Annotated in this window: 15 protein-coding genes; 11 read left to right on the forward strand and 4 right to left on the reverse strand. The window is 57.9% G+C overall.

All coding sequences use genetic code 11. The features are described from left to right. Nucleotides 1-3: 3 nt before the first annotated feature. The 4 genes from RDV48_21075 to RDV48_21090 form a co-directional block, all read right to left on the reverse strand. Complete coding sequence (locus RDV48_21075) at nt 4-816, reverse strand: ABC-2 family transporter protein (GenBank protein ID MDQ7825307.1); 813 nt, start codon at nt 814-816, stop codon at nt 4-6. After that, nucleotides 794-1,819 carry an ATP-binding cassette domain-containing protein gene (locus tag RDV48_21080; protein MDQ7825308.1) on the reverse strand — a complete coding sequence of 342 codons (1,026 nt, stop codon included), beginning with the start codon at nt 1,817-1,819 and terminating at the stop codon, nt 794-796. Before RDV48_21080 ends, RDV48_21075 begins: the two co-directional genes overlap by 23 nt. Beyond that, nucleotides 1,807-2,859 (reverse strand): GntG family PLP-dependent aldolase, encoded by a 1,053-nt coding sequence (locus RDV48_21085; protein ID MDQ7825309.1) that lies wholly within the window; start codon nt 2,857-2,859, stop codon nt 1,807-1,809. The genes RDV48_21080 and RDV48_21085 overlap by 13 nt, the downstream gene beginning before the upstream one ends. Before the next feature lie 119 nt (nt 2,860-2,978). Then, on the reverse strand, nt 2,979-4,175 hold the full coding sequence (locus tag RDV48_21090; GenBank protein ID MDQ7825310.1) for a serpin family protein: 1,197 nt from the start codon (nt 4,173-4,175) through the stop codon (nt 2,979-2,981). A 472-nt stretch (nt 4,176-4,647) separates the two neighbouring features. Here RDV48_21090 and RDV48_21095 point away from each other — a divergent pair, with 472 nt between their 5' ends. The 11 genes from RDV48_21095 to RDV48_21145 all read left to right on the forward strand — a co-directional run bounded on the left by RDV48_21095 (nt 4,648) and on the right by RDV48_21145 (nt 16,083). Further along, the gene (locus tag RDV48_21095) at nt 4,648-5,973 is read left to right on the forward strand and encodes a bifunctional lysine ketoglutarate reductase /saccharopine dehydrogenase family protein (GenBank protein ID MDQ7825311.1); all 1,326 of its coding nucleotides are present in this window, start codon (nt 4,648-4,650) and stop codon (nt 5,971-5,973) included. Nucleotides 5,974-6,006: 33 nt separating this feature from the next. Further along, nucleotides 6,007-7,344, forward strand: coding sequence for a saccharopine dehydrogenase C-terminal domain-containing protein (locus RDV48_21100; GenBank protein ID MDQ7825312.1), 1,338 nt, complete (start codon nt 6,007-6,009; stop codon nt 7,342-7,344). A 57-nt stretch (nt 7,345-7,401) separates the two neighbouring features. Beyond that, nucleotides 7,402-8,949: an ATP-grasp domain-containing protein gene (locus RDV48_21105; protein ID MDQ7825313.1), complete on the forward strand. Its 1,548-nt coding sequence runs from the start codon at nt 7,402-7,404 to the stop codon at nt 8,947-8,949. 1 nt (nt 8,950) lies between these two features. Continuing rightward, complete coding sequence (locus tag RDV48_21110; GenBank protein ID MDQ7825314.1) at nt 8,951-9,859, forward strand: succinate--CoA ligase subunit alpha; 909 nt, start codon at nt 8,951-8,953, stop codon at nt 9,857-9,859. A 25-nt stretch (nt 9,860-9,884) separates the two neighbouring features. Next, the gene (locus RDV48_21115) at nt 9,885-10,661 is read left to right on the forward strand and encodes a citryl-CoA lyase (GenBank protein ID MDQ7825315.1); all 777 of its coding nucleotides are present in this window, start codon (nt 9,885-9,887) and stop codon (nt 10,659-10,661) included. 16 nt (nt 10,662-10,677) lie between these two features. Continuing rightward, complete coding sequence (locus RDV48_21120) at nt 10,678-11,229, forward strand: HD domain-containing protein (GenBank protein ID MDQ7825316.1); 552 nt, start codon at nt 10,678-10,680, stop codon at nt 11,227-11,229. A gap of 17 nt (nt 11,230-11,246) precedes the next feature. Continuing rightward, entirely contained in the window at nt 11,247-12,512 is a 1,266-nt protein-coding gene (locus RDV48_21125; protein ID MDQ7825317.1) for a 3-isopropylmalate dehydratase large subunit, read from the forward strand. 12 nt (nt 12,513-12,524) lie between these two features. Further along, nucleotides 12,525-13,019: a 3-isopropylmalate dehydratase small subunit gene (locus tag RDV48_21130; protein ID MDQ7825318.1), complete on the forward strand. Its 495-nt coding sequence runs from the start codon at nt 12,525-12,527 to the stop codon at nt 13,017-13,019. A gap of 38 nt (nt 13,020-13,057) precedes the next feature. After that, nucleotides 13,058-14,197 carry an isocitrate/isopropylmalate dehydrogenase family protein gene (locus RDV48_21135; protein ID MDQ7825319.1) on the forward strand — a complete coding sequence of 380 codons (1,140 nt, stop codon included), beginning with the start codon at nt 13,058-13,060 and terminating at the stop codon, nt 14,195-14,197. Between the two features lie 32 nt (nt 14,198-14,229). Next, on the forward strand, nt 14,230-15,495 hold the full coding sequence (locus RDV48_21140; GenBank protein ID MDQ7825320.1) for an aconitase/3-isopropylmalate dehydratase large subunit family protein: 1,266 nt from the start codon (nt 14,230-14,232) through the stop codon (nt 15,493-15,495). Between the two features lie 63 nt (nt 15,496-15,558). Continuing rightward, nucleotides 15,559-16,083, forward strand: a complete 525-nt coding sequence (locus RDV48_21145; protein ID MDQ7825321.1) for a 3-isopropylmalate dehydratase — start codon at nt 15,559-15,561, stop codon at nt 16,081-16,083. Nucleotides 16,084-16,098: the final 15 nt, after the last annotated feature.

Here is a 16,098-nt window from a genome sequence, read left to right on the forward strand (position 1 = left end):
CTCCTATCCTCCGTTGATAGCCACGTGTCGCAGGCTTTTTTTAAAGGCCGCCGCCAGCGCAATACCTATGAGGACAATCCAGCATAACTGGGAAGCGGTAAGGGCCCACCACCGGGCCATGGAAAAGTCCACGAAGAGCTTTGCCGGGCCGTACAGGACCAGGTTGAAGGGGAGCGCCAGGCTTATCTGCCTGAGCCACTGGGGGAAAAAGTCCAGGGGGAAGAGAAGGCCCCCCAGGATAAAGAGAATCTTGCCGTAAATGAGCTGGATCCCGGTGATGTCCTCGGTAAAGAAAGCCATGAGCCCTATGAGCCCCTCAAGGCAGAAATCCAGGATAAAGGCCAACATGAGCGACACGATGAAGGGAACGATATAAAGGGGAGAGAGGGATGGTGGTCCCACGAAGGCCGTCATGAGGAGCCCGCCCATCACAAGGTTGATGGTGAGCCTCACGAGGCTCTCGCCTCCCTGGAAGGCAAAGTGGTAAAGGAGGTAATTGAGGGGCCTGCTCATCGAGTAGGCCAGGGTCCCCTCCTTCACCTCGTCGGAGATGGTTCCCGAGAAAGGGGAGCGGCTCATGATGAGGGACTCGGTGACGACGAGATACCAGAGGGTCTGCGCCATCGATAGCCCTTCGATTCTGGACGCCCCCGCCGAAAGGTACGTGGCCTTCCAGAGGTGGACGAATATATAAAGAATGACCAGGATAAAGATGCTGCGCAGCAGGAGCTCCCCGCCGTAGGCCAGGCTGTTCTGCACGTTGATGAGGGCTATGGCGCCGTACCGCCCGAACTCACGGAAGATCCTTGCGGTCATCGCCCTCAACCCCCCTTTCCTGCGGGGGAGCCTCGTAAATGCTCCTTATGATCTCCTCGAGAGGCGGGTCCACAATGGTGATGTCTGCTACGGTCCTCTCATTCATGAGGCGCTGTATCACTTTTTCCACGGGCGTCACATCGGTCATGAATGATATCTTGGCGCCGTACCCGCTGGTCTTGAGCACGTCGGCGCCCTCGACGTTGAATCCCTCCTCAAGCGCCTCGGCAAAGCGCACGTTGATGATCTTGCGGTTGAAGTAGCGGCGCTTCAGGGCCGATACCCTGTTGTCATATATCACCTGACCGTGGTTGATGATGATGACGCGCTTGCAGAGGCTTTCGATGTCGCCGGCATCGTGGCTCGTGAGAAATATGGTGGTCCCTTCCTTCTCGTGGAGCCCTTTCAGGATGGCGCGGATCTGCTGCTTCGCCACGACGTCAAGGCCTATCGTGGGCTCGTCCAGGAAGATGATCTCGGGCCCATGGAGGAGCGAGGCCACGATCTCGCACTTCATGCGCTGCCCCAGGGAGAGCTTCCTCACGGGCGTCGTGACAATATCTCCTATGTCGAAAGCTTCCACAAGGAAAGCGAGGCGCTTTTTGAAAATGCCCTTCTCAATCTCGTAGATCCGCGCGAAGAGAGAGAAGGTATCGCCGGGAGGGAGGTGGTACCAGAGCTGGGGCTTCTGCCCGAAGACGCTTCCTATGCGGCAGGCGATCTTCTTCTGATCCTTCCAGGGGGTGAAGCCCATCACCCTGGCTTCCCCGCCCGTAGGGTAAAGGATTCCTGTGAGCATCTTGATGGTTGTCGATTTTCCCGCGCCGTTGGGGCCGATGAAGGCAAGAAGCTCCCCCTTCGGAAGCTCAAAGGAGATGCCTTTCACGGCCTCTACTGTTTTCCGCTTCGGCCTCACAAGGGTTTTTATGCTCCCTGCAAGGCCCGGCTCCTTCTGGGTAACGGAAAAGGACTTGCAGAGGCCCTGCACTGTTATGATGGGCATCGGCACTCCTCGTGGATTATCTTCTCAGCCCTCGCGACGGCCTCTTTCACGAGCTCCCCTGTGATATGGCGGTGCGTGACAAAGCGGAGCATGGAGTGAGCGGTCACCGATGCCATCACGCCTTTTTCCTTCAGCTTTTCCGCAAGATTCTTCGCAGGAATACCTGTCCCGCTGATATCCACGTACACCATGTTTGTCTCTACCCGCTCCATGTCGATGGAAAAGCCGGGCAGGCGCGCCAGGCCTCCGGCAAGAAGCTTCGCGTTGGCATGATCTTTTGAGAGCCTCTCTATCATCGTGGAGAGGGCCACGATTCCGCAGGCCGCCAGGATGCCTGCCTGGCGCATGGCGCCTCCGAGCCTCTTTCGCACGCGCCGCGCCCTCTCGATAAAAGGCCTGTCGCCTACGACGAGGGAGCCCACGGGGCAGCTCAGGCCCTTGCTGAGGCAGAAGGTCAGGGATTCAACGGTCTTAGCGTATTCCGCCGCGGGGACTCCCGTGGCGACCTGGGCGTTGAAGATCCGGGCGCCGTCCAGGTGGACTGCAAGGCCCTCCTGGTGGGCAGTTTCGCAGAGGGCCCTGTGGAGCTCAAGGGGGGTGACGCGACCCTGGCCCCTGTTGTGGGTATTCTCGAGGCAGAGAACCCTTGGGGTGGGCATGTGGAGGTTACGGGGCCTGATGGCGCCCTTCACCTCGGCAGGGTCCAGCAGTCCTACCCGGGACGGCACGGGCCGCGGAGTAAGGCCTGCCATGGAGCAGAATGCCCCGGCCTCGTAGAACCAGATATGGCTCTCGGGGTCGATGATAACCTCGTCGCCGGGGCCTGCGAGGGCCATCAGGCCGCAGAGGTTTCCCATGGTCCCCGAGGTGACGAAAAGGGCGGCCTCCTTGCCGAAGAGGGCCGAGGCCCTCTCTTCAAGCTCATTCACCGTGGGATCCATACCCATCATGTCATCGCCGAGAGGGGCGCGGCGCATCGCGTCATACATCTCCTCCGTGGGCAGGGTCTGCGTGTCTGAGTAGAGATTGATCATTTCCATTGTCGTTCTCCTGAAATGAGTATTTCATGCGGTTTTCCACCGGTGGCGCGGTAAAGCAGGAGGAGCAGGCATGCCGCGCTGCTCCTCTCTTTTCTTTTTTGACGGCTCCCTTTCCTCTGTTACGGGTTCACAATGGATCCCATAAAGAGGGGCATCTGGGTTTTTCTGTCCACAATCGCGAAGAAGAAGGGCCTGTCTGCCTTGAACACGAAGGGCTTTTCTTCTCCCATCGGCGCGCCCCTGGCCACCAGGACGGCAGTGACGGCAGCCGCTTCAGTTCCCTCCTCGTTCACCTCGACGAAGGTTTTGTGGATCACCTTGGATATAAAAGCCTTTCCGCTCACCATTTCGGAAAAATCAGCATTGGCGCCGAAGGCCTTCTTCATGCCGAGGGCTTTGAGGGAATCGTTGAGGGCGGTGGAATATTCACATTTGAAGCGGGGGATGAAGAGGGTGCCCTGGGCCGACTTCAGGCTGTGGGTCCATTCGCTCCAGTTCTCGAAGGTAAGGGCGCCATGAAACTCCCCGAGCGTAGATTGCTCTGAAGGCAGGAAGACATACATGAAGAACCTCTTGTTCCCGTAAGGAAGGGCCACTGCCTGGAAAGCCCTGTCGCTGTAATAGAGGTATTTTCCCTTCTGCATCATCATAGGCACCTTTTTGGCGCCTCTTGCCGTGGCGAAATCCATGGGCTTCGTGAGGGCCTTGTCAAATTTTGCCGTCCATGTGCCTTTAAAATATATGGCATTGACAAGGATAAGGATGACGTCATTCTCTATACGGTCGATGATTGACGTGATTTTTCCCTTGGTGCTCTTCGAGACCCAGGCGTTGATCGCCGAGGCCACAAGCTCATTGCTCACCTCGGCGCCGAAAAACTCCTTGTTTCTTTTCACGAACTCCGGCTTGAGGGTAAGGCCCTTCCGTGCCCAGAGGGAGTTGGCAATCTCGAGGGTCACGGAAGGATCGGCCTTCCGAAGGTCGTCCAGGAGCTTCCTGTTCTCCTCGTTGACCTTGTCTATGCCCAGGCCTTTGAGGCCGAGGACATCTGCCATTTCGCTCTGCGTCTCCCTGGCCGCACCGTTGTAAGTCATTGCGAGGGCTATGGCGATGCTTGCCGGCGAGATGAAGACATTTTTTCCCTTCTCAGCTTTGAGCACCTCAGGGTAGAGATTGAAGCCGAAGCCGCTGTATCTGGAAGCGAGGTCAGCCTCCGACCCCTGACAGGCTCCGTCCTGCGTCATGGCCCCGCATGGCACCCATGCGAGCAGAAAGAGAAGAATACCTGCTGTCACAGTGAGCGCTGCTTTTTTCACGAGAGTCATCTCCTTTCATGGGGGAGTGTTTTTTCTCCCTCCCTCTCATACCTCTGATCTCCCTGAAATATTTCCTCTTTTCCGGGATGTTGCCATTTTGCTTCTGATATATTACCGGAATAAGAACGAAATGTTAACGTTCTGTAAACGGCAGCCCCCTTTGCTTGAATAAAAATCAAATTGTTGCCAGATTGCTCTTTTTATTGCCGATTTGTAAAAATACTGCCGTTGTTTTATGGAAAAGCCCGGGTGGCGCGGAACTTCCTCACGACCGTGATGAGAGCTCCATAAAGTAGTTCGCCGGCCCTCTCCTTATCCCTCCCGCTGAGCAGGCTCGCAGGGAAAAAGGATTTCCGGGAGCCTTTAATGAATTAAAAATCATCAGAAAATTTACCACCATATCATAAAGAGAGAAAAATCCTTCCACGGGGTAATGTTCTGATGCCCAGTAATCCCATCGCCAGGAGCATTTATGAAGCATAAGATCGGGATCCGGCGCGAAGACAAGAACCAGTGGGAGCGGCGGGCGCCCCTGTCTCCCGAGCAGATCCAGCATCTGATTGAAAAGGACGGCCTGGAGGTCATCGTTCAACCCTCGCCGATCCGCGTATTTCCCGATGAGGCATACGGGAAGGCGGGAGCCACCATCGATGAAGACCTCTCCCGTTGCTCTGTGGTCATTGGGATTAAAGAGATACCTCCTTCCCTCCTTCATGAGAGAACTACCTATATTTTCTTCTCCCACACCATCAAGGGCCAGTCCCATAATATGCCCATGCTCCGGAGGCTCAGGGAGCTCCGCTGCCAGGTCATTGATTTTGAGCTTATCAAGGACGAGAATGACCGGAGGCTCATATTCTTCGGATATTACGCGGGGCTTGCCGGGATGATTGACATGCTGTGGGCTCTGGGCCAGCGCCTTCTGTGGGAGGGAATGGACACGCCCTTCAAGCAGATTCTGCCTGCCCACAAGTATGCAAATCTTGAGGAAGCCCGCAGAGCTATTATCAGAATCGCCGATCTGATAGGACGGGATGGCCTGCCGGAGAGCCTTGTCCCCCTGGTGTGCGGTTTTACAGGCTACGGAAGGGTATCGCAGGGTGCCCAGGAGATCTACGATCTCCTCCCGGTGCAGGAGATCCCCCCTTCTCACCTTCCCAGTCTCTTCGAAAGGGCCAGTCTTCTGCCGAATATCCTCTTCAAGACAGTGTTCAGGGAAGAGAATACCGTCGAGCCCGTGTGGCCCGACCGCTCATTCGACCTGCAGGATTATTACCGCTCCCCGGAGCACTACCGCTCCCGCTTCTCCCGCTTCCTTCCCTCTCTTACGGTCATCGCAAACTGCATCTACTGGGAGCCCCGGTATCCCAAGCTCATCACGAAAAAGGATATGAAGGATCTTTATGAAAGTGAGAAAACGCCTCGCCTGAGGGTTATCGGCGATATTTCCTGCGATGTCGATGGAGCGATTGAAGCCACCGTCAAGTACACCACCCCGAGCAGCCCCGTGTTCGTCTACAACCCTGAGACAGGAGAGGCCACCGACGGATGGGAGGGCAGGGGGCCCGTCGTCCTTGCAGTGGATAACCTTCCCTGCGAGCTCCCCGTCGAATCATCGAGGATGTTCGGGGAAGTGCTCCTTGCCTGGGTGCCTCACCTTGCAAGGGCAGACTATGAAGGGCCCGTCGAAGGTTGTGAGCTTCCCCTCCCGGTGAAGAAGGCATTAATCCTCTACAAGGGCGAGTTTACCGAGGCATACCGTCATATGGAAGATTTCCTCAAAGAAAAATCCCATTGAATGCAATAATTAAATTCCGGAGGTCGCCGCCCTATGAAGAAAAAAGTGCTTCTCCTGGGAGCAGGGCTTGTCGCAAAGCCCCTGGTGAGATATTTCTTCGAAAAGACAGGTCATGAAGTCATCATTGCCACCCGTACCGTAAAAAAGGCCGACGATCTCATCGAAGGCCACCCCCGGGGCAGGGCGCTGGCCCTCGATGCGCTGGCAGATGCCGGGGGCCTTAAAAAGGCCGTGCAGGAAGCGGATCTGGTGATAAGCCTCCTGCCCGCCGTGCACCATCTCATCGTGGCGGAGCAATGCCTCGAGGCCGGCAAGCCCCTGGTGACCACGTCCTATGTGAGCCCCGGCATGGCGGCGCTTCATGATGAGGCCCGGCAGGCAGGGCTCCTGTTCCTGAACGAGATGGGCCTCGATCCCGGCATCGATCACATGACAGCGATGAAGCTCTTTGACGAGGCCGCCGGGAAAGGAGGCCGCATCACCGGCTTTATCTCTTACTGCGGAGGGCTCCCCGCCCCTGAAGCCAACACCAACCCCTTCGGCTACAAGTTTTCCTGGAGCCCCAGGGCGGTATTGCTCGCGGCAAAAAGGCCTGCGCATTTTCTCCGCGACGGAAAGGAAGTGAAGGTCTCCTCTGAAGATCTCTTCCTCAACTGCGAAAAGGTGGTCATCCCTGGCCTTGGAGAGTTCGAGGGGTACCCGAACAGGGATTCCATGAGCTATCTTGCGACCTATAACCTCACCGGCATGAAGACAATGTTCCGGGGCACCCTGAGGAACAAGACCCATTGCGAGAGCTGGAAGCAGATAGTGGACCTGGGCCTCCTTGACGAGGAAAAGCTCCATGACCTCCCGGGAAAGACTTACCGCCAATTTATGGCAGAATTGCTGGGAGTGACGGAGGAGCATGTTGAAAAAGAGATGGCCTCGCGCCTCAAGATTTCAAAGGATTCCCTGCTGATACAGAAGCTCGAGTGGCTCGGCTTCCTGGGAAGCGACATGATACCGCTTCAGGAGGCCTGCGCTCTCGACGTGCTGAGCCACAGGCTCAATGAGAAGCTCAAGTATGAAAAAGGGGAAAGGGACATGGTGGTCCTGCAGCACGAGGTCACCGTCGAGTACCCCTCGGAAAAGAGAAGCGAGAGGCGCTTCAGCACCCTCATCGATTACGGCATTCCCCATGGGGATTCTGCGATGGCCCGCACCGTGAGCCTGCCGGCGGCCATCGCCTCCCGGATGATCCTGGACGGGGAGGTGTCCCTCACGGGCGTCCATATCCCTGTGCAGAAGGAGTTCTATGAGCCCGTGCTCGCGGAACTTCAGGATCTGGGGATCCTCTTCGAAGAGAGAACGGCAGAGCTTTTGGCATAGAGCCGCCGGGAGAACCCCCGGAATCCATCGATAATTCACCAAGCGGGGAGTGATATAATGGCACGGATATTCGAGCATCAGGGAAAGAGCCTCCTGGGAGCCTTCTCCATCAATGTGCCTGAAGGGAGCACTGCAGGGACAGCGGAGGAAGCCGCAATAATTTTTGAAAAACTGCAGAAGCCTGTCGTCATCAAGGCGCAGACCTGGACTACCGGGAGGGCCCAGTCGGGAGGGATAAAATTCGCGGGCTCGGCTGAAGAGGCCAGGGCTGCCGCCTCGGCCATTCTTGGAAGCACCATCAAGGGGTTCACCGTCACAGAGGTGAGGGTGGAGGAGAAGCTCGATATCGCCAGGGAGTTTTACGCGGGCGTCATCATCGACGATAACGGCAAGCAGCCCCTTCTCCTTTTCAGCTCCGTGGGGGGTACGGGAATCGAGGAGATTGCCGCCCTCCACCCCGATAAGGTGGTGAAATATCCCATAGATATCATCGAGGGGCTTGAAGAGTTCAAAGCCAGGGACCTTGTGAGGGAGACAGGAATCTCCGGGAAGCTCCAGGTGGACCTGGCATCCCTTCTCGTGAAGCTCTACAGGCTGTGCAGGAGTTACGAGATGCGCTCGGCCGAGATAAATCCCCTCGTGCTGGCTTCAGACGGCAGGCTCTATGCGGCGGACTGCCACATGGCGCTTGATGACTATGCAGTCTTCAGGCACCCCGACTGCGGCATCGAGATCGCGCGCGATCTTTCCAATCCCCCTTCGGCGCTTGATAAAATCGCCTTCAATGTCGAGAAGGGAGATTACCGGGGCACCTTCTATTTCATCCAGCTCGAAAGGGATTTCAGCAGGGAGGAGAATTACGTGGGCTTTCACGGCGCCGGCGGCGGCGGCTCCATGATGAGCATGGATGCCGTGCTGGCTGCTGGCTTCAAAATTGCCAATTTCTGCGATACGAGCGGCAATCCCCCCGCCTCGAAGGTGTACCGCGCCGCGAAGATCATTCTCTCTCAGAGGCACATAGTGGGATATTTCGGCTCAGGCTCCGGCGTGGCGAGCCAGGAGCAGTTTCATTCCGCCAGGGGCCTCTTGAAGGCATTCATGGAGGATAACCTCCAGGTCCCGGCGGTGATCCGCCTGGGGGGCAACCAGGAGGAAAAGGCGATGGAGCTCTTTTCCCGCTTCGGCCCGCGCCTCGCGGTGCCCGTCGAGTGCTACGGCAAGGACACCTCTGCCGTCACCTGTGCCGGGCGCCTGAAAGCCCTCACTGCTGAGAGGGAAAAGCCCGAATCGCCGGTGAAGCCGGAGCGTGCCGCCGAAACCGTAAAGTCCTACAGCTTTAAAACGGTGACAGGGGGAGAGGTCTCCTTTGACTACACAAGATGCGGGGCCTGTGAGAGCAAAGCGTGCAGCGAGGAATGCATCCCGAAGATCCTGAAGCTGGAAGAGGGGAGACCCGTTCTTGCCATCACCGCCGAAGAGGCGGCAAAGGGAAAATGCATCGAGTGCCTGGCCTGTGAGCTTGAGTGCCTGGACAGGGGAAAAGGCGGGGCTCGCATAGATCTCCCCATCCCTGGCCTGGAGGAATACAGGGGGGAGGGCAGATGACATGGCAATCCTGATTGATGAACACAAAAAAGTGCTGATCCAGGGAATCACGGGCCGCGAAGGGATGGCCCGCGCAAAGCTGATGATCGAGTACGGGACCTCTGTCGTTGCCGGCTGCACTCCCGGTAAGGGGGGGCAGGTGGTCCATGAAATCCCGGTCTACGATACGGTGAAAGAAGTGGTCAGGGAAAAAGGGACAATAGATATAAGCGTCATCTTCGTTCCCGCGCCCCTCGTGCGGGATGCCGTCCTCGAGGCCTTTGACGCCGGCGTCAGGCTCGCCGTCATCATTCCCGACAGGGTGCCCGTCTATGATGTCATGGAGATAGCCCATTATGCGAAGAAGAACAATGCCCGCTTCCTGGGGCCCAACACCCTGGGGACCCTGAGCCCCGGGAAAGGCGTGCTCGGCATGATGGGCGGCAGGGCCGCAATGGCGAAGAAACTGTTCAACCCGGGGCCCGTGGGAATCACCTCCCGGAGCGGCGGCATCACCTCGTCCCTGGCCTATTATCTGAATAAAAACGGCATCGGGCAGACAACCCTCGTCCATGTGGGCGGAGACTCAATCGTGGGCCTTCCTCATCCCGAGATTGTGAGGCTCTTCCAGCATGATCCCGACACGAAGCTTGTCGTGATGTTCGGCGAGATTGGCGGCTCCCAGGAGGAGCAGGTGGCCGACCTCATTGATAAGGGGGAGTTCACCAAGCCCCTGGTAGCTTTCATCGGCGGCAAGGCGGCAAAGGAGGGGACAAGGTTCTCCCATGCCGGCGCCATTGTGGAGGGTAACCGGGGGAGCCATCACGGCAAGGTGAAAAGGCTCAGGGAGGTGGGAGCCCACGTCGTGGACGACTTCGACAAAATCCCGGAAGTCACGAAGAAAGTATTGGAAGAAACGGGAAGCATATAAATACACAATCCATCAAGGGGGAGCCATGGGAGACAATCATTGGAAAAGTGCAGTGACAAGCATTGAGCCCAACAAGGTCCTCATAAGGGGATATCCCATCGAGGAGCTCATGGGCACCATAAGCTACGGCCAGGCCCTCTATCTCCTCCTCAAGGGGGAGCTTCCCCCTGGCAGCAGGGGCAAAATAATAGACGCCATCCTCCTCTCGTCGGTCGATCACGGCCCCAAGGCCCCGTCGTGCAATGCGGCGATCATGGCCGCCTCGACGGGGGCGCCGATAAATGCCGCCCTCTCGGCAGGCATCCTCTCCATCAACCAGTTTCACGGGGGGGCCATAGAGAACTGCATGCATGCCATCCTGGAAGTGGAGAAGAAGATGAGGGAGAGGAGCCTCCCCCTCCGGGACGCGGTGAAAGAGCTTCTCTCGGAATACAAGTCGCGGAAAGAGAGGGTCGCAGGGTTAGGACACAGGATTCACACAAATGATCCAAGGACAGCGAAGCTCTTTGACCTGGCCCATCAATACGGCCTCTCAGGAAAGCATATCGAGATCCTCAAGGCCATGGAGGAGGAGCTCAAAAGCTCAGGCAAAGGGCTTCCCATCAACGTTGACGGCGCAATCGCGGCACTTCTCTGCGAGCTTGAGATTGAGCCCTCCCTGGCCAATGCCTTCTTCATCATGTCCAGGCTTCCGGGCCTCCTCGCCCATGTCAGGGAGGAGAAGGAGCGCTACAAGCCCATGAGGGTTATCGACACGGAGGACTGGGAATACGACGGGCCGCCTGAAAGGCACTTGAAATAGGAAAGGAGCCATCACGATGAAAGAAAGACTGAAAGAGCTTATCCCGGAATTCGGCCTGATAGGCGATGAGAGCCTGCGGGACAAAGTCATAGGCGTCTGGATCGATGCAATGAAGGGGGGGGGCTGGGAAATCGAAGACCTCGAGAAGATTCCCTTCACCCTCCTGATCCCCGACTGCCCCGCCAATTTCATCGAGCATACGAGAGGCGTGGTGCAGGTAAGCCACGGCGCGGCGAAAATCATGACGGGGCTTTACGGGAAGAGGCTCCCCCTCTCGATGGATTACCTTGTGGCCGGCGCCCTGCTCCACGACATCGGCAAATTGCTGGAATATGAGAGAAAGGACGGAAAGTACGTGCAGAGCAAGTGCGGCAAGGCCCTGAGGCATCCCTTCTCGGGGCTGGGAATCGCCTTCGGGAAAGGCATTCCCGACGAGGTGCTCCACATGATCGCCACCCACGCCAAGGAGGGCGACCTGGGGAAGCGCTCGCCGGAGTCACATATCATCCATCACGCTGATTTCACCAACTTCGAGAGCCTCAAGGCCTATATCGAGTCCGGCAGGTAGCAGAAAGGAGGAAGGCAATGGGGAAGACATTTGCCGAGAAGGCACTGGCAAAGAAGGTGCATAAGGAGGTCATACCCGGCGAGATTGTCGTCGTGGAGCCTGAATGGCTCCTGACCCATGACAACACGTCGGCCATCGCCAAAACCTTCAAGTCCATAGGGGTGAGCAAGGTCAGGTATCCCGACCGCGCCGTCATCGTGCTGGACCACTGCGTCCCCGCGGCGACGGAGCAGTATGCCCAGAACCACAAGGCCGTGAGGGAGTTCGTGAAGGAACAGGGCATCAGGCATTTCTTCGACATCAACTACGGCGTGTGCCACCAGGTCTTTTGCGAAGAGGGCTTCGCCCTCCCCGGCGCCGTGATTCTGGGATCGGACTCCCACACCAACACTTACGGCGCCTTCGGGGCGCTTGCGGCCGGCATCGGCAGGAGCGAGGCGGCGGCAATCTACGCCACGGGGGAGATGTGGCTCATGGTGCCTGAAAGCATGAAGGTTGACGTGAGGGGCAGGTTCCCCCAGGGCACCCATGCCAAGGACCTCGCCCTCAGGATACTTGGCGACATAGGCGCCGACGGCGCCCTTTACAAATCGATGGAGTTCACCGGCGAGGCCATGAAGGCCCTGCCTCTCTCGCAGAGAATGATGCTCGCCAACATGTCGGCCGAGATGGGGGCGAAAAACGGCTTCTTCGCCCCCGACGAGCATACGCTGGCCTACCTCAAGGAGAGGGCCAAGGGCCCCTACGAGGTGATCCTTCCCGACGAGGACGCCCGGTACGAGAGCACCCTGGAGTATGATCTCTCGGTCCTCGTGCCGTACGTGGCATGCCCCCACAGCGTGGACAACGTGAAGCCTGTCACGGAGGTGCAGGGAAAGACGATACACCAGGCCCTGCTGGGGACCTGCACGAACGGGAGGCTCGACGATCTCTCCGTGGCGGCCGAGCTGCTGAAAGGAAGAAGAATCCACCCCGACGTGAGGCTCCTTGTCTTCCCGGCATCGTGGAAGGTCTACCGGGAAGCCATTCACCACGGCGTCATCGACACCCTGATAGAGAGCGGGGCCGTGGTGATGAACCCCGGGTGCGGCCCCTGCCTGGGAGCCCACGAGGGAGTGCTGGCGCCGGGAGAGGTCTGCATGTCGTCGGCCAACAGGAATTTCAAGGGCAGAATGGGGTGCAAGGAAGGGGAGATATACCTGGGCTCCCCTGCAACCGTGGCGGCTTCGGCGCTGGCCGGGAAAATAGCCGACCCCAGAGAGCTTCTTGCCGCAGCACGATAACGGAGGTGTGCCATGATAAAAGGAAAAGTCTGGAAATACGGAGACAATGTCAATACCGACGTGATATTCCCCGGGAAATACACCTACACGGTCACTGAAAGGTCCGAGATGGCCAGGTACGCCCTCGAGGACCTGGACCCCCGCTTCGCCAAGGAGGTAAAAGCCGGCGACATCATCGTGGCGGGGAAGAATTTCGGCTGCGGCAGCTCCCGTGAGCAGGCCGCCATCTGCCTCAAACTGTCGGGCGTCGGCGCCATCATAGCCCCCTCCTTCTCCAGGATATTCTTCAGGAACGCCGTGAACGAGGGCCTTCCCCTCATCACGACCAAGGAGGCGCCGCAGCATATCGCCGATAAGGAAGAAATCGAAGTGGACTTTGAAAAAGGAGAAATCCATGGAGCGGGGAAAACCTTCGGCTTCCCCCCTCTCCCCGCCAATGTCATGGAGATAATGAACGACGGGGGCCTCATCCCCCATTTGAAGAAAAAGCTCAAGGATCAGGCATAATATCCCATGGGGCAGAAAACAACAAGGAGGAATGAAGGATGGCAAAGTACAGGATAGCGTGGCTCCCCGGCGACGGCGTGGGCAAGGATGTCTGTGAGGCCGCAAAGATTGTGCTGGACCAGATGGCCCTTGACGCGGACTATATTCATGGCGACATAGGCTGGGAATGCTGGGTCAGGGAAGGCGACCCCCTTCCGCCAAGAACCATAGAGATTCTGAAGAGCACCGACTGCTGCCTCTTCGGGGCCATCACGTCGAAGGACAAGGAGGCCGCGGCGAAAGAGCTCGAGCCTTCGCTCCAGGGCAAGGGCCTCTCCTATTTCAGCCCTATCGTGCGCCTGCGCCAGGAATTCAACCTGAGGACCAACATGCGCCCCTGCAAGGCCTACAAGGGAAATCCTCTCAATTACCGCGACGACATCGATATCGTGATCTTCAGGGAGAACACCGAGGGGCTCTATGCCGGGATTGAATTTCACCCCATGCCCCAGGAGTTCGTGGACACCCTTGTGAAGCTTCACCCCAAGATGAAGCGCTTCAAGGACGTGCCCCTCGACGAGATGGCCTTCTCCAGCCGCCTGATGACAAAGAAAGGCTGCGAGAACATCGTGAGAGAAGGCTTCGAATTCGCGAAGAAATACGGCTACAAGTCCGTCACCATCGTGGACAAGCCTAACGTGCTGAGGGAGACCGGCGGCCTCATGATCAGGACTGCCCGGGCAGTGGCAAAGAATTACCCTGATATAGCCATGGGGGAGACCAACATCGACGCCATGTGCATGTGGCTCATCAAGAACCCCCAGGACTATTCGGTGCTTGTGGCCGAGAACATGTTCGGCGACATAATCTCGGACCTCTGTGCCCAGCTTGTGGGAGGCCTCGGGTTCGCCTCGAGCGCCAACATAGGCGATAAATACGCGGTCTTCGAGCCGACCCACGGCTCTGCTCCCAAGTATGCGGGCAAATACAAGGTGAATCCCATGGCGATGCTTCTCACGGTCAAACTCATGCTTGATCACCTCGGTGAGGACAAGAAGGCCGCCGCCCTTGAATCGGCCATTGCCGAGGTCATAAGGGAAGGGAAAGTGAGGACCTACGATATGGGAGGGAGCAACACGACCCTCGAGGTGGCACAGGAAGTCGCCTCGAAGGTAAAGGCAGGGGCCGCCCTGTCATAAAGGCAGAGAAGAGAGGGAAGGTGATAGCACATATGGGTATGACAATGATAGAGAAGATACTCAAGAACCATACGAAAGATGAAGTGGCGCCGGGGAAAATCATCTGGCTGGACCTCGATGTGAGGTCGGCCAGGGACTTCGGCGGGGCGAGCGTGGTGAAGAATCTCAGGGAGCACTTCCCCGGCGGGAAGCTTGCCGATTCCGCGAAAACCTTCTTTACCTTTGACTGCGTCGTGCCGGCCAATACCATCGCCTACGCCGAAAACCAGCAGACATGCCGTGATTACGCCGCAGAGCAGGGCATCAGGCTCTATGATGTCGATGCGGGAATAGGCTCCCATGTGATGATAGAGGAAGGGATAGCAATCCCCGGGGCCACCGTCGTCGGCACCGACAGCCACCTCAACATCATGGGAGCCCTGGGCGCCTTCGGCCAGGGGATGGGTGACGTCGATATCGCTTTCGCCTTCAAGACGGGAAGGACATGGTTCGAGGTCCCCAGGAGTATGAAGATAGTCCTGAAGGGAACCTATCAGTACCCCGCGACGGCCAAGGATCTGATCCTCTTCATCATTGGGAAGCTGGGCGCCTCGGGAGGCCTCGGGTACTCCGTGGAGCTTTACGGCCCGGCGATTGAGCGCATGACCCTTGCCGAGAGGATCACCGTGGCGAGCATGGGGACGGAGATGGGGACCATCACGTTCCTCATGGAGCCCGGTGATGAGATCCTGGAGTATTCCAGGAAGCGCTCAGGAAAGGCTCATATAGAAAGAATCTCTGCCGATGCTGATGCTCACTATGACAAGGTCCTTGAGCTGGACGTGGCGGGCCTCGCCCCGCAGATAGCCCTGCCGCCCAAGCCTTCAAAGGTGAGCGCCGTGGCCGAGGTATCCGGCAAAAAGATCAACTCCGTGTTCATCGGCTCCTGCACCAACGGCACCTATGACGACATAAGGCTTGCCGCGGAGATCCTCAAGGGCGGGAAAGTCGCGCCCGGTGTCATGGCAAAAGTCGTGCCGGCCACGAAGGAGGTATATGGCAGAATGCTCAGTGAGGGGCTGCTGGAAACCTTCTTTTCGAGCGGCGTGATAGTCTCCAATCCCGGCTGCGGCGGCTGCGCCTCGGGCCAGATAGGGATGACGGGCAAAGGCGAGGTGCAGATAAGCACCTCCAACAGGAACTTCGCCGGCAAGCAGGGCTCGGGTGACACGTATCTCGCGAGCCCCGTGACTGCCGCCTGGTGCGCTCTCAAGGGGGAGATCTGCGCCCCCGGGGTGAAGCCGGTGGCGGCCCGTTAGCCTGTATTCCGGAGCATACCAGACGACATCAGCGGGGATCTCATATTTTGCGAGGAGGAGACTATGGAGACGACGGTAAAGGGAAGAGTATGGAAGATCTGCGACGCCGGGGGCCGGCTCATTGACGATATTGACACGGACCAGATATTTCACAATGCCCACCTGGCCATCACCGATATAGGGAAAATGGGAGCCCACGCCTTCGGGAACCTGGAAGGATGGAAAGATTTTCCCTCAAAGGCGAAGCCTGGCGATATCCTCATGGTAGGAGGCAACTTCGGCGCCGGCTCTTCCAGGCAGCACGCCGTGGACTGCTTCGCCTCCCTCGGTACAGGCCTCATCATCGCGGAATCCTATGGGGCAATTTATGAAAGGAACGCGATTAATTCGGGGTTTCCCATCCTGGCCTGTCCCGGTGTCAAGGAGCTCGCCATCAAAAACGGCGACAGCATTGAGGTGGACCTCCGCACGGGGAAGATGAGAAATATGACAGAGGGCAGGGACCTGGGCCAGGCAAGGCCCTTCTCAGGCGTGCAGATGGATATCTACAGAGCGGGGAACCTTTTTGACTACGCGCGCGGGATGTGAACGGGAGCTGAGGGG

This window comes from Candidatus Eremiobacterota bacterium, assembly GCA_031082125.1.
In the GTDB taxonomy this organism is placed as follows: domain Bacteria; phylum Vulcanimicrobiota; class CADAWZ01; order CADAWZ01; family Ess09-12; genus Ess09-12.

Bases quoted from the DNA above. Each gene is read 5' to 3' on its own strand.
- RDV48_21075 (MDQ7825307.1), bottom strand. From the start codon at position 816: ATGACCGCAAGGATCTTCCGTGAGTTCGGGCGGTACGGCGCCATAGCC.
- RDV48_21080 (MDQ7825308.1), bottom strand. From the start codon at position 1,819: ATGCCCATCATAACAGTGCAGGGCCTCTGCAAGTCCTTTTCCGTTACC.
- RDV48_21085 (MDQ7825309.1), bottom strand. From the start codon at position 2,859: ATGGAAATGATCAATCTCTACTCAGACACGCAGACCCTGCCCACGGAG.
- RDV48_21095 (MDQ7825311.1), top strand. From the start codon at position 4,648: ATGAAGCATAAGATCGGGATCCGGCGCGAAGACAAGAACCAGTGGGAG.
- RDV48_21100 (MDQ7825312.1), top strand. From the start codon at position 6,007: ATGAAGAAAAAAGTGCTTCTCCTGGGAGCAGGGCTTGTCGCAAAGCCC.
- RDV48_21105 (MDQ7825313.1), top strand. From the start codon at position 7,402: ATGGCACGGATATTCGAGCATCAGGGAAAGAGCCTCCTGGGAGCCTTC.
- RDV48_21110 (MDQ7825314.1), top strand. From the start codon at position 8,951: ATGGCAATCCTGATTGATGAACACAAAAAAGTGCTGATCCAGGGAATC.
- RDV48_21115 (MDQ7825315.1), top strand. From the start codon at position 9,885: ATGGGAGACAATCATTGGAAAAGTGCAGTGACAAGCATTGAGCCCAAC.
- RDV48_21120 (MDQ7825316.1), top strand. From the start codon at position 10,678: ATGAAAGAAAGACTGAAAGAGCTTATCCCGGAATTCGGCCTGATAGGC.
- RDV48_21125 (MDQ7825317.1), top strand. From the start codon at position 11,247: ATGGGGAAGACATTTGCCGAGAAGGCACTGGCAAAGAAGGTGCATAAG.
- RDV48_21130 (MDQ7825318.1), top strand. From the start codon at position 12,525: ATGATAAAAGGAAAAGTCTGGAAATACGGAGACAATGTCAATACCGAC.
- RDV48_21135 (MDQ7825319.1), top strand. From the start codon at position 13,058: ATGGCAAAGTACAGGATAGCGTGGCTCCCCGGCGACGGCGTGGGCAAG.
- RDV48_21140 (MDQ7825320.1), top strand. From the start codon at position 14,230: ATGGGTATGACAATGATAGAGAAGATACTCAAGAACCATACGAAAGAT.
- RDV48_21145 (MDQ7825321.1), top strand. From the start codon at position 15,559: ATGGAGACGACGGTAAAGGGAAGAGTATGGAAGATCTGCGACGCCGGG.